Below are 13069 nucleotides of genomic sequence, written 5' to 3'. Positions count from 1 at the left end.
ATCAAATCCCCTTCACCAAATGTTTGCGCATTTGCAAAATCAGCATGGCATAAGCCAACAGCAGCACCAGCAAGGCGATGGCCAGGGTGGATGCATAGGCGAAATCAAGCCGACGGAATGCGGTTGTGAAAATGTAAGACGAGATAATGTGGGTCGAGTTGGCTGGCCCACCGCCGGTCATGATGTAAATCAGGTCGGCAAAGTTGGCGATCCAAATTGTGCGCAACATAACGGTGATGGCGATGGTCGGCGCCAAAAACGGCACGGTGATTTTGATAAAACTCTGCCATACGCTCGCCCCATCAATCGCAGCGGCTTCATAAAGGTCGCGCGGAATAGATTGCAAGGCGGCCAGCAATGTGATGGCAAAAAACGGAATGCCAAACCATACATTGGCAACAATAGGCCCCCACAACGCCATATCAGGATTGGCGAGAATGTTTTGCGGCTCGTCCATCAAGCCAACAGCGGCAAGCCAATGGGGGATAGGGCCAATGATAGGGTTAAATAGCCAAGCCCAATTCAAGCCAGACAAAAAGGCGGGGACTGCCCATGGCAGGAACACCAAGCCTTGCACAATGCCGCGACCTGCAAATGGTTTGTTGAGCAGCAATGCCAGACCAAGGCCCAAGAAGAATTGGAAGAACAGCGAACCAAGCGTCCACCAGAAGGTGTTGGTCAGGGCTTTCCAGAACAACCGATCCGCCCACAATTTTTCAAAATTGGCGAAGCCGACCCAACCAGTTTCAAACGGGTTCAGCAGGTTAATCGCTTGGAATGCATAGGATATGCCAACAACAAGCGGCACCAGCATCACCAGGGCGATCAGGATAATGGCGGGCGAGAGATATAAATATGGCTCAACCAACCAATGAAATCTTTTGAGGGGTCTCCCCCGGCCATTGCCGGGGGAGGTAGGGAGCGCCATCGTCATTGTGCGGCTTTCCATGCTTTATATTCAGTTGTGAGGAATGAAGCCCATTCTTCGGCCAAATCTTCAGCTGTGCGTTGACCCAACAAGGCCTCTTGGCTTGAAGAGATCGCCAACTCTTTGAATACGCCGAACTTTTTCAAGTAAACTGGCATAATTGTAGGGATATATTCTTCACCATTCAGTGTGTCGAACCAGCCCTTATACTGTGGGGTGGCGAAGTGAGAATCTTGCTCTGCACCTTCGTGGATCGGGATTACACCGACTTGCTTAGTCCATGTGAGGTTAGATTCAGGTGATGAAAGGTGCTGCACAAGAGCAACCGCTTCATCCTGATGTTCTGTGGTGTTAAACACAGACCAGCCCGCAAAACCGATGGTTGGGAAGGCTTTGCCTGACGGACCAACTGGCATTGGCGTCACAGCAAAATCTTCTGGGTCCATCCGCTCGGCCACTGAGATCAAGGCATCTGGATCTTGGTCCAAAAACGCACATGTGCCGGAATAGAAGCCCGCAACGATTTCGTTGAAGCCCCAGTTCACGCTGGCATAAGGCGCGTATTCTTTTTGATACATATCGATAAGGAACTGAAGCCCTTCGATTGAACCTGGTTCGTTCAGACGGCTCTGGCCATCTTCGGTGAAGAACTCATTAGAGCCGTTCATTGTGGCCGCATACATGATCCATGCGTTCAAACCGCCACCGCCACCGCGCAGGCAGTAACCAGATTTACCAGGCAATTCAGAAACTTTAGCCGACGCTTCCATGAACTCTTCCATGGTATGCGGCGGGCCATCTACGCCAGCTTCTGCCAACAATTTCTTGTTGTAGAACATGGCGCGGAGATAAAACCCATATGGCAATGTGTAAGCTTCGTCTTCAGCCAAGCGGGCCATATCCAAAGTCTTTTGGGCCAACGTGTCGCCATGCTCCCAACCGGAGATCGCGTCTTCAAGGCTGAGCAACATGTCGTTGCCGGCGTAAAGGGCCAACCAAGCGTCTGGCATCTCAACAACGTCAGGCACTTCGCCGCCTGCAACCATTGTGGAAAGCTTTTCAAAGGCTTCGCCCCATGGCAGTGAAATGATCTCAACATCGACATCAGGATTGTTGGCTTCATATTCAGAAACCAAGCTGTTGAGTGTTTCAGTCCGCGCAGGACTTGTGATCACTTCAACAAGTTTTAGTTTTGTTTCGGCCAATGCGGTTCCGGCAGACAAGGTGGCTGCGAGAATGGCGCTTGTGGCCACTGTACGGAATAAGTGTTTCACTATTTCCTCCCTTTAAATTGCGCCGCGCATATGCGGCACTTCCCATCCGGCCAATGCCGGAAACTCCTCTCAAAAAATCCAACGTTGTACTAAATATATATCGTTGTACTTTTTGTGCTTAAAAAGAGACGACGCTGTTGAGCGTCGTCTTAAATCGCTAGCCCAAAAGCTCCTTTGTTTGCTGTTCGGTGCTGTCGAGAATTTTTTCCATCGCAGAAACGGCCGCCGCGGCGTCACCTGCAATCACGGCTTCGGCCAAAGGCTTATGTAGCGGAATTGACGGTAGGCCGTAGCTATCGTCCATAAATGGTTCGATATAATGCTGGTGAAAGGCACCGTGCACCTGTTCGATCAATTGCGCAAAGAGTGGATTGCCCGATGCAGCATAAATCGCACGGTGAAAATTCGCATCGGCTTGGCGCCAGGGCAGGCCTTTATCAACCACATCAAACAAAGCCTCGAGTGTATCCTTGATAGCGTCTCGATCCTTTTGGCTGGCATGAAGTGCGGCAAGGTGCACAGCTTCCTTTTCCAAAGCGCGGCGCACCTGCTGTGTCCGCAAAAGGCCTTCCGCCTCGAATTGCAATACAACTGGCACATGCACCGAATTGGGCACTATATCCATGGCCAAAATGGTGCCAGCGCTGGTGCGACGTTCGACAATGCCCAGATTTTCCCATACCTTCAGCGCTTCCCGAACGGTGGAGCGCCCGACTTGCAAGCGCGACGCCAGTTCGGTTTCAGTTGGCAATTTGTCGCCTTCTTTAAGGCCTGCTTGCTCAATCATAACAGCAAGCGCTTCGAGCACTTCTACGTCGCGCGTGCGCCGCTTAATAGGGCGCAAAAACTGCGAAGCGGTGCCAGAAGCGGCGCTTGCATTGGTTGATTTCGATTGCGGGGCCATAAGTTGCCTTTGACTGTTTATGCGTTTGTCTGACAAACAAGCATAGATTCGATTTGTAGTCAAATCTCATGTTACGACCTGTTGATAAAGTCCGGATTTGCGCGGTTTCAAGCCAGTAAATCAGTGCGGCTAGGATCGAAGGCGAGACTTAGATCATTTTGTTTCAGGTGCGAAATTCGCATGAACTTGTTTGCTTGTTGGCGCAAACATATTGTATCAGTTGTGCCTCGGGTGAGGAGAACTATGACCAATCGGATGACTTTTGTCGCGCTGCTGACGCTTGCAATCAGTGCGATAACACCAGCCTATGCGCAAGAAAAACCGCAGCGATTGCGGGTGCTGACATCAATGTCAGAGCGGGTGTTCAAACCCTTTGTAGAGGGCTTCGAACGCGATAATCCAAATATTGATGTGCTGGTGCTGAACAAGAACACCAATCATGCCTTGGGCGAAGTGGCACTCGGCAATGGCCGCGAATTTGATATTTTCTGGGCTTCTTCGCCTGAAGCTTTCGACATGCTCGATGACTTCGATCATCTGGCACCCTATAAGGGCAAAAGACATCATGATTTTGCGCTTTCATCCGTTGGTTGGAGTTGGAAAACGGACCGTTTAAGCAATGTGCCCAGCAGTTGGAATATGTTGCTGGAACCTCGTTTCGATGGACGGATCGGCATTGCTCGTCCGTCCCGTTCTGGCACCACACATTTGATTGTTGAGCAATTCCTTCAGGATCGCGGTTGGGAAGATGGTTGGCAATATGTGCTGCAACTCAGTGCAAATTTTGCGACCATAACTTCACGCAGCTTTGGTGTGATCGATGGTCTGAAATCTGAGCGATTTGACATCGGGTTGAACATCGACTTTCTCGCCATCTCTGAAGATGACCTAAGCTTTCAGTATGGCCGTCCTGTCATGTTGGTGCCGGGCCGTATCGCAAAATTGAAAGGCGGCGGGGCACCGGAGCTTGCGGAGCGCTTTATCGATTTTGTGTTGTCGCCGGAAGGGCAAGAAGTTTTGCTAACGCCGAGCATCAACAGGGTGCCGATAGATGTAGAGCTGCGCAAAACTTTATCGTACGAAAAATACCCCGCACTGACTGCAGCATTGCGCCTGAGCTGGGCCGCCTATGATCCTGAACTTGCTGCGCGGCGTTATTGGATGGTGAACGAGATTTTCGATCAGTTCATCACCAATCAATTTGGCCGTCGCCGTGCCATCTGGCGCGAAATTCGCGATATTGAGGCAGATGCCGAACGCGCGAAACTGCATCGCACAAAGCTTGATTTGGCGAAAACCTACTTGCTCACCATGCCAATCGAAGAGCATGAAGTCGCGATTATGCAGCCGAGCCCGATGCCCGGGCCAGGGACACGTTATGCACCAATGACGGCCGAACAGAAAAAGTTTCAAGTACGCTGGCAATCTCAAGCCGAGATGCTGCTCAATCTGGCAGAAAATGAATTACGTGAGATCACTCAATGAGTGATGCCCTTTCTTTCAAAGATCGGCTTTTTGCCTATTTGCCAGGTGCCTACAGCGTTTGGGGCCGACTGTTTGCGTCCTTCCTATTGATTTCCGCCATCTTGGCCATCATCGCTTTTGCCGCCGTGTTGCGCTTCACCACCATCAGCCAAGACATGTCTGAATTGGTAGAGCAACAAATGCCTGAAATTGTGCAGGTGAATGAGGTTGCCACCGCGGTGACAGAGCTGGCGGCGCAAGCCACAATTTTGAGTGAACCACGGTTGCGCAAAGACCGTGCGGCCTATCAGGAAGCGCTCAACGCCCAACTGACCAACTTGACCGACCGCATCAGCCGCGTGCGCGATCCCGAATTGATTTCGGCACGCGACGAAATTGAACAGCATATCCGCCTATTGCTGCAATTCTCCGACAAGCAGTTCAGCTTGGAGGAAAACTTGATCGAAAAAGCGTCCAGCCTGCGATGGTTACAGGCTGACTTCCAATCGGAAATCTCGCCGCTTTTGTTGGATATATCATTCAATATCGACAATGCCGTGTCCCGCATTGAGGTTTCGGAGGGTCAGGAGGATTTCCGCGCCGCATTTGACCTGTTGAGCACCGAAAGCGCGAAACGCGATTTGGTGCAAGAGGTCGGGCGAGAAGGCAGCTTTGCCATCAATGCTATGTTGCAAAGCGCCAATGCGCAAAGCGCTGAAAGTCTCGCGCAATTTGCAGATATCACGTTGGAAAGTTTGGACAGGGCCAGCCGATTGCTGGAAGAACTCGGCGATGCAGATGCATTGATCACGCTTGATCAATCCCTTCGATCGCTGAGAGACTTGGCAACATCGCCAACTGGCATTTTTGCCGTGGCACAGCAATTGATTGACGCAAGACAAAATGTGTTGCTTGAGCTTTCCGCGGCGCAACAAAGCCTGTCGCAGTTCCAAAAGGAGTTGTCAGAAACAGGGGAGGCGCGCCGCGCAACTGCCATCGGGCTGGCAGACGAGGCCATTCGCGACATGCAGGATGCAAGCCTGCAGATTGTTGCGCTTACGCTTATGGGCCTCATGGCGACATTGTTTATCTTGATCTTTTATGTGCGGCGGCGCGTGGTGGCACGACTGCAGGCACTTTCTCACGCACTACGGGCCATCGCACGCGGGGAGCTGGATCAATCGACCGAGCAAATGACGGGCAGCGACGAATTGGGGCGCATGGGCAACGCAGTGGAAGTGTTCCGCCAATCCGTTTTGGAGCGAGAAGAAACGCTGAAACGCCTGCAAAACGAGATTAAAGAGCGCGAACGCACCAACAAGAAACTACAGCAAACACAGGTGGAACTGGTTCAAGCGGGCAAACTGGCCGCGCTCGGCCGTTTGTCCGCGGGGATATCGCATGAACTTAACCAGCCCATCGCCGCAACACGCTACGCAGCGCATAATAGCCTCACAAGATTGGAGCAAGGAGCGGACGTGAAAACGCTAGAAAAGCCCTTGCAAAAGATTGTCCGGCTGTCGGATCGTATGACCGCGCTTGTCAAGCAATTCTCGCATTTTGCCCGCCGCTCAGACTATCAGATCAAGCCCATTGAACTTGCGCCTGTTGTGGAGAGATCCGTAGAAATTTTCCAATCCCGGCTCGCCGAATTGCCCCATATTCAAATCAGTATGGATATGGAGAGTTTTGAGGTGCGGGTGCAAGGTGATCCGCTTTTGGTCGAGCAGATATTGGTAAATTTAATCTCCAACGCCATCGACGCGATTGCCGATGCAGAACGCAAATCGGGACAAATCGACATTTCCGGAAGGGCGGACGGTGACTACTTTCACATTGATGTTGTGGACAATGGAGCAGGAATCCCAAGTTTGGAACACGATATTTTTGAGCCATTTGTCACATCTAAAGAAGTTGGCAAGGGGACAGGATTAGGGCTGAGTATTTCATACACCATCGCCCAAGATTTGGGCGGTGTTTTGTATCTGAATAACAATCCCGATCAGGGAGCAACCGCAAGCTTTGGGTTGAGGGTGGCGTCATGAGTAAAACAGCGCAACAACATATTATGCTGATCGACGATGATCAGGATTTGCTGGAAGAAATCGCGGATACATTGGAACTGGCCGGTCACCATGTGCTCAGCTTTGAACGTGCCGACCTCGCCTTGCCGCATATCACCAGTCAATTCAACGGCGTAATCGTTTGCGATATTCGTATGCCGAAAATGAGCGGGCTGGAGCTGCTCGAACATGCCATTAATCTGGATGCTGAACTGCCGGTCATTATGATCACCGGACATGGGCACGTGGCCGAAGCCACCATGGCAATGAAGGCAGGGGCGTATGATTTCTTAGAAAAGCCCGTTGCGCCCGAAAGGCTTCTGGCGACCCTGAGTCGAGCGTTGGAAAAACGCCAACTGGCGCAGGAGGTGCGTGCCCTTAAAGGCATGGTGGGGGAGGATCAGCTCTCCTCTCGTTTGATTGGCAATGCCAAAACCACCCAGCAATTGCGCGAACATGTGGCGACACTGACGCCGCTCAATGTTGATTTAATCGTGCGGGGCGAAACAGGCAGCGGCAAAGATGTCATTGCGCGAGCATTGCATGATCTCGGTCCGCGCGGTGAGGGACCATTCGTGGCCGTCAATTGCGCAGCGCTCCCCGAAACTTTGGTCGATAGCTCGTTTTTCGGTCATGAAAAAGGCGCCTTCACGGGGGCAGACCATGCGCACATAGGTTATTTCGAAGCTGCTGATGGCGGCACACTTTTCCTAGACGAATTGGAATCCATGCCGTTGAGTTTCCAAGTGCGTTTGCTGCGTGTTTTGGAAAATCGAGAAATAACAAGGCTGGGGGGCAGCAAAAATATTTCCCTCGATTTGCGCGTGATTGCCGCAGTTAAGGGCGAATTGGATCAACTGGTGAAAGCTGACAAGCTAAGAGCTGATTTGGTTTACCGCCTCAATATTGCATCAATCGACATCCCGCCTTTGCGGGCCCGCAAAAGCGACGTGGAATTGCTGTTTATGCACTTTTGCGAACGGGCCGCCTCACTGCACCAGCGCGAGGTGCCAGCGTTGAGCGCTGAACTGCGTAGTGAGTTGGTGCGTTATGATTGGCCGGGCAACATAAGAGAACTGAAAAACGCCGCCGAGCGCTTTGTGATCGGGTTGCCACTTCAATGGCTGAAAGATCAAGCCCAAGGCAATGCTGAAATCTTGAACGGCCTACCGCTTGATGACGCCGTAGACGCTTTTGAGAAAAGCTATATTGAGGAAGCGCTGGCGCACAATAGCGGCAATGTCACCCGAACCGCAGAAATGTTGAACATCCCGCGCAAAAAACTTTATTTGCGGATGAAAAAATACAATCTCGATAAATCCTTTTTTGACACAAATGGGTGAGTCAAAATTGACGCATTGGGTCAAAATTGACGCATAAATATCTGCTAAAATTTTAGAAAATTCTGTTATTTTTCAGATAATTATAGTTTTTCCTCCAATTGGCACGCCGATTGCAATGCATAGGGTGCGGAAAATTCCGCATACCTAGATTTGGGAGGAAAATCGGTATGAATTTATTACGTAACGCCCTGCTTGCAGGCGTCGCCTTTGCGGCGACCGCAAGCGCCACGACAGCATTCGCTGCTGACAAGTTGGTGGTGGTGACATCGTTTCCTAAAACTTTGACCACACCTTTCGAGCAAAAGTTCGAAGAGATGTATCCTGATGTCGATGTGGAGATCGTCAACAAGTCGACTTCGTCCTCAGTGAAATATATTCAAGAAACAGCATCATCCAACACATCAGATATTTTCTGGGCTTCTGCACCGGATGCATTTGAAGTGTTGAAAACTGATGGCTTGTTGATGAAGAGCGGTGTGACCAACGACAACATTCCACCAAATGTGGCTGGCTATCCCATGAATGACCCTGACGGGTTCTATAACGGCTTTGCAGCTGCTGGTTATGGCATCATGTATAATGAGCGCTATTTGGCAGGTAACAATCTTGAGCCTGCTCAACAGTGGATTGATTTGGCTGAACCTGAATATTTCGGCCATGTGGGCATGTCTGCCCCATCTCGCTCAGGCACAACCCACCTGACCGTTGAAGCGGTTATTCAAGGTGAAGGCTGGGACGAAGGCTGGTCGCAATGGAAATTCATCGCGGGTAACTTTGCCACAGTAACAGAGCGTAGCTTTGGTGTGCCGGATGGCGTGAACTCAGGTCAGTTTGGCCTTGGTATCGTGATTGACTTCTTTGGCCTAGCCTCTAAGGCATCTGGCTTCCCTGTTGATTTTGTTTATCCGAAAACAACAGCGATTGTGCCGGCCAATGTGGGCATCATCAACGACGCACCGAACCAGCAAGCAGCCAAAGACTTTATCGAGTTCTTGTTGTCCGTTCCGGGTCAGGAATTGCTGTATCACCCTGAAATTCGTCGTTTGCCGGTGAACATTGAGGCCTATGCCAATGCGCCGGAAAACTTCCCGAACCCCTTCAATGGTTCAATTGAAGCTTCGGTGAATTTTGACGTTGAAAAATCAGGTGCTCGGTACAATGTGGTCAACTCGCTGTTTGACGTGATGATCACCTATCGGATGGATGATCTGCGTGATGCTGTGCGTGCTGTGCAATTGGCTGAAGAAAAGCTTGGCGATGCGGACAATGCAGAAGCAAAGGCCTTGATTGAAGAGGCGCGCGCATTGATTGCGGCGATGCCAATTGATGAAGCAAAAGCGTTGGATCCAGATTTTGCTGCCATCTTTAAGACCAAGCGTAAAAAGGCCGAAGACGTTGTCGAAGGCCGTCAGGCTGAAGTTGAGCAGGAATGGGATTCTATCGTCACTGCCAACTATGCGAAGGCGAAAGAACTCGCCGATAAAGCAGCTTCAATGCTGTAATTGACCAAGTAGGTGTGTTGGCCCTTTGGGCCAGCACACCATCTGGCACAAAGGTATTCCATCATGACTCATCAATCCGCTGGCGCGGCACCTGCACGCCGCCGCTTGACAGATGTGCTGTTTCCAAAATTTTCGGGCACGGTGCTCGCAGCCATCTTTATCGCAACGCTTTTGTTTGGCTTTTTGATTTTGCCGGTGGCAAAGGTGATCTACGTCGCCTTTGTGGACCCGCAAACAGGGGGGCTGACGCTTCAAAACTTTGGAGATTTTTTCAATTCTTCATTGTTTAGGGAGAGCTTTTATAACTCACTATACGTGTCCGCCATGTCCGTTGTGGTGGCCAGCGTCTTTGCCCTGCCGCTGGCTTACATCACCTCAAGATTTGAATTTAGCGGCTCCATGCTCATCCAAAGCCTTGGCTTTATCCCATTGATCATGCCGCCATTCGTTGGTGCGATTGCGATGCAACTTTTGTTTGGCCGCAATGGTACCTTCAATTTGCTGCTGGGCAATATGGGCATCAATATCCCCTTTATGGAGGGACTAAACGGGGTGATTTTGGTGCAAAGCGTGCACTATTTCCCGTTCATTCTGATTAATCTTTCGGCCAGCTTGCGCAATATTGACCGCTCCATGGAAGAGAGTGCCCAAAATCTAGGTGCTCACGGCATTCGCTTGTTCCGTCGCGTGGTGTTCCCCTTGGCCGCACCTGGTTATCTCGCTGGTGCTTCATTGGTGTTCATCAAAGTGTTTGACGATTTGGGCACACCGTTGCTGCTGAACGTCAACAATATGCTCGCGCCACAAGCCTATTTGCGCATCTCATCTATCGGCATTTCAGATCCGATGGGCTATGTGATTTCCTTTATTCTGGTGGCTTTCTCTGTGTTTTCGCTTTGGGCCAGCTTCTTGCTGATGCGCGGTAAAGACTATGCCACAACGCAAAAAGGTGGGGGCGGATTAAGCCGCCGTAAGCTATCCACACGAGAAAACATCGTGGCCTATGCCATCGTGATCTTGATTCTGTTGATGGTGCTTTCGCCACACATCGCGCTTGCCTTGCTGGCTTTTGGCACGATCTGGTCTTACAGCCCGCTGCCGGACGCATACACGCTGGATAATTTCAGCACCATGTTCGCGCAATCAGGTGTCTACATCAAAAACACCTTGATCTATGCAGGCCTTGCCGCATTCATAGATGTGATCTTGGCCACAGCCATCGCCTACATCGTGTTGCGCACCAAGATCATTGGTCGCCAATGGCTGGACTATATGGCCACTGCGGCGCTGGCTGTGCCGGGCGTTGTGCTGGGTATTGGCTATTTGCGGACGTTCAACGACTTTGACGTGCCGTTGGTGGGCAAGCCCTTGGCATCATGGTGGGTGATCATCATGGTTGCACTGACCATCCGTCGATTGCCTTATGCATTGCGTGCTTGCACAGCAGCGTTGCAACAGGTCAGTATTTCGCTTGAAGAAGCGGCGGAAAGCTTGGGAGCAGACCGCTCCAGCACTATTCGTCGCATCGTGATCCCCCTTATGTCGGGCGGCATCCTAGCTGGCTTCGTAACCAGCTTTGCCACAGCGGCCGTGGAACTTTCAGCCACCATCATGCTGGTTTCAACCGATCAGGACGCACCGCTTGCCTATGGCATCTATTTGTTCATGCAAAGCCCATCCGGACGTGGGGCAGGGGCTGCCCTTGGCATCTTTGCCGTCATCATCGTCGCCGCGGGTACTTTGTTGGCTCAATATATCATTGACCGTGACCGTAAACACCGGACTGGCGAGCGCTAAGCGCTCGTCCTTTGTGGAGGAACTCAAATGACTTTAATTCAAAAAAGCGCAGGGATCTCAATCCAAGATGTGCACCTTTCCTTTGGCAGCACCAAAGTGCTGACTGGGGTAAATCTAGAAATCAAAGCTGGTGAATTCTTCGCCTTTCTCGGGCCATCAGGTTCGGGGAAATCCACCCTCCTGCGGGCAATAGCGGGCTTCGGCCCGCGCCCAAAGGGAAAGATTTTGGTGGGTGACCGCGATTTGGCTGGCCTTCCACCTTGGGAACGCAATGTGGGCATGGTGTTTCAAAGCTATGCGCTTTGGCCACACATGTCGGTGCGCAAAAATGTGGCTTTTGGCTTGGTGGAAAATAAAGTCCCCAGCAATCAAATTAACGAAAAGGTTGAGGCGGCATTATCCCTCGTCGGTTTGCTTGATTATGCCGAACGTATGCCCTCTCAACTTTCTGGTGGTCAGCAACAGCGTGTTGCACTCGCCCGCACAATTGTGGTCGAACCGGATGTTTTGCTCTTGGATGAACCCCTGTCCAACCTTGATGCGAGCCTTCGGGTGCAAATGCGGCGCGAGCTCCTAGCCTTGCAACGTAAACTGGGGCTGACCACCATTTTTGTGACACACGACCAAGAAGAAGCCAACACAACGGCTGACCGCATGGCCGTTCTGGATCAAGGTGTGGTGCAACAAATTGGCAGCCCGCAAATGTTGTACGACCATCCTGAAAATCTATTTGTGGCGCGCTTCTTGGGCACGGCCAACATTTTGGAGGGCGAAATCAACAAGGTGAACGGTAGCACCCAAATTACGCTGGCAACCGGCGAAAACATTGCTATTGAATCATCGGTGTTGGGCGACGGCAACTTGGTGCTGCGACCACAAAATATCGTGGTGCGGCCAGACCCAAGCGCTAGCGCGCTAACGGGCATCATTAGCCACCGCGAGTTTTTGGGCGCGCAGGTGCGCTATCTTGTGGATGTGGCCAACACGCAAATGGTTGTAGATCAAAGCCATGCGCTTGATCAGCCCGTGTTGGAAGTGGGGGCGGAAGTTGGCCTCGACATCAACAAAAAAAGCGGTGTATTCCTGCCTAAAAAAGAAGTGCAACATGCCGCTTAAATATCGCGTGATCATTTTTGATCTGGATGGCACACTGGTGGACAGTCTTGGCGACTTCCACCACGCTGCCAGCCTTATGCTCAAGAGCATTGGCCATGAGCCCATTCTTGCTGATGAAGTGAAAAGCTTCATCGGCAACGGGCAGGAAATGTTCATCGCACGCTGTCTGGTGCGGGTGGGGGCGGACCTCACCGCACAGCAATTGATAGAAGCCACAAAGGTGTTTGAACAGGCCTATGATGCTGCTGACGGGCAATATAGTCGCCTTTATGAAGGGGTGGAAACCTTGCTTGCACAGATAAAAAGTGCAGGTGCCCTTGTTGGTCTCTGTACCAATCGGCCAGTTGCCCGTGCGCGGAAAATTCTTGCCGGATATGGCATCAATCAATATTTCGATGAAATTGCTGGTTTTGAAACCGTCGAGAACCCAAAGCCTGCACCAGATCCAATATTGCACTGTCTCAAGCAGTTTAAATGCGCACCGTCTCAAGCGCTTTTTATCGGCGACAGTGATGTCGACGGAGAGGCCGCGGACCGGGCAGGGGTGGAATTTGCGTTCCACACGCAAGGCTTTGGCAGTCTTAAGGCACAACCCTGTCAGAAATTGATCGACCATTATAAAATGCTGGATTTGTTGCCTGCCAACGCAGCAAGCTAGTCGTACATCATAGACAGACA

The 13069-nt window shown here is 51.3% G+C and carries 10 protein-coding genes; 7 read left to right on the top strand and 3 right to left on the bottom strand.

Features of this window, described 5'->3' with window-relative positions; genetic code table 11:
- Position 1: 1 nt before the first annotated feature.
- From ACP15Y_RS02670 to ACP15Y_RS02660, 3 genes are all read right to left on the bottom strand, one after another.
- Positions 2 to 934 carry a carbohydrate ABC transporter permease gene (locus ACP15Y_RS02670; RefSeq protein WP_424981459.1) on the bottom strand — a complete coding sequence of 311 codons (933 nt, stop codon included), beginning with the start codon at positions 932 to 934 and terminating at the stop codon, positions 2 to 4.
- Positions 931 to 2202, bottom strand: coding sequence for an ABC transporter substrate-binding protein (locus tag ACP15Y_RS02665; protein ID WP_424981458.1), 1272 nt, complete (start codon positions 2200 to 2202; stop codon positions 931 to 933). Before ACP15Y_RS02665 ends, ACP15Y_RS02670 begins: the two co-directional genes overlap by 4 nt.
- A 157-nt stretch (positions 2203 to 2359) precedes the next feature.
- Positions 2360 to 3106: a FadR/GntR family transcriptional regulator gene (locus ACP15Y_RS02660; protein WP_424981457.1), complete on the bottom strand. Its 747-nt coding sequence runs from the start codon at positions 3104 to 3106 to the stop codon at positions 2360 to 2362.
- Positions 3107 to 3349: 243 nt separating this feature from the next.
- On the opposite strand from ACP15Y_RS02660, the gene ACP15Y_RS02655 reads away from it, so the two are divergent.
- The 7 genes from ACP15Y_RS02655 to ACP15Y_RS02625 all read left to right on the top strand — a co-directional run bounded on the left by ACP15Y_RS02655 (position 3350) and on the right by ACP15Y_RS02625 (position 13049).
- Entirely contained in the window at positions 3350 to 4591 is a 1242-nt protein-coding gene (locus tag ACP15Y_RS02655; protein WP_424981456.1) for an ABC transporter substrate-binding protein, read from the top strand.
- Positions 4588 to 6615: an ATP-binding protein gene (locus ACP15Y_RS02650; protein WP_424981455.1), complete on the top strand. Its 2028-nt coding sequence runs from the start codon at positions 4588 to 4590 to the stop codon at positions 6613 to 6615. The genes ACP15Y_RS02655 and ACP15Y_RS02650 overlap by 4 nt, the downstream gene beginning before the upstream one ends.
- Positions 6612 to 7976, top strand: coding sequence for a sigma-54-dependent transcriptional regulator (locus tag ACP15Y_RS02645; RefSeq protein WP_424981454.1), 1365 nt, complete (start codon positions 6612 to 6614; stop codon positions 7974 to 7976). Before ACP15Y_RS02650 ends, ACP15Y_RS02645 begins: the two co-directional genes overlap by 4 nt.
- 167 nt (positions 7977 to 8143) lie before the next feature.
- Positions 8144 to 9478, top strand: a complete 1335-nt coding sequence (locus tag ACP15Y_RS02640) for an extracellular solute-binding protein (protein WP_424981453.1) — start codon at positions 8144 to 8146, stop codon at positions 9476 to 9478.
- A gap of 63 nt (positions 9479 to 9541) precedes the next feature.
- Entirely contained in the window at positions 9542 to 11275 is a 1734-nt protein-coding gene (locus ACP15Y_RS02635) for an ABC transporter permease (RefSeq protein ID WP_424981452.1), read from the top strand.
- A gap of 27 nt (positions 11276 to 11302) precedes the next feature.
- Entirely contained in the window at positions 11303 to 12391 is a 1089-nt protein-coding gene (locus tag ACP15Y_RS02630; protein ID WP_424981451.1) for an ABC transporter ATP-binding protein, read from the top strand.
- Positions 12381 to 13049, top strand: coding sequence for an HAD family hydrolase (locus ACP15Y_RS02625; protein ID WP_424981450.1), 669 nt, complete (start codon positions 12381 to 12383; stop codon positions 13047 to 13049). Before ACP15Y_RS02630 ends, ACP15Y_RS02625 begins: the two co-directional genes overlap by 11 nt.
- Positions 13050 to 13069: the final 20 nt, after the last annotated feature.

Origin of the sequence: Maritalea sp. S77 (assembly GCF_049801075.1) — a bacterium.
Taxonomy (GTDB): Bacteria; Pseudomonadota; Alphaproteobacteria; order Rhizobiales; family Devosiaceae; genus Maritalea.
The sequence above is the reverse complement of the archived record's forward strand: the minus strand, read 5'-3'. Positions and strand labels throughout refer to the sequence as shown.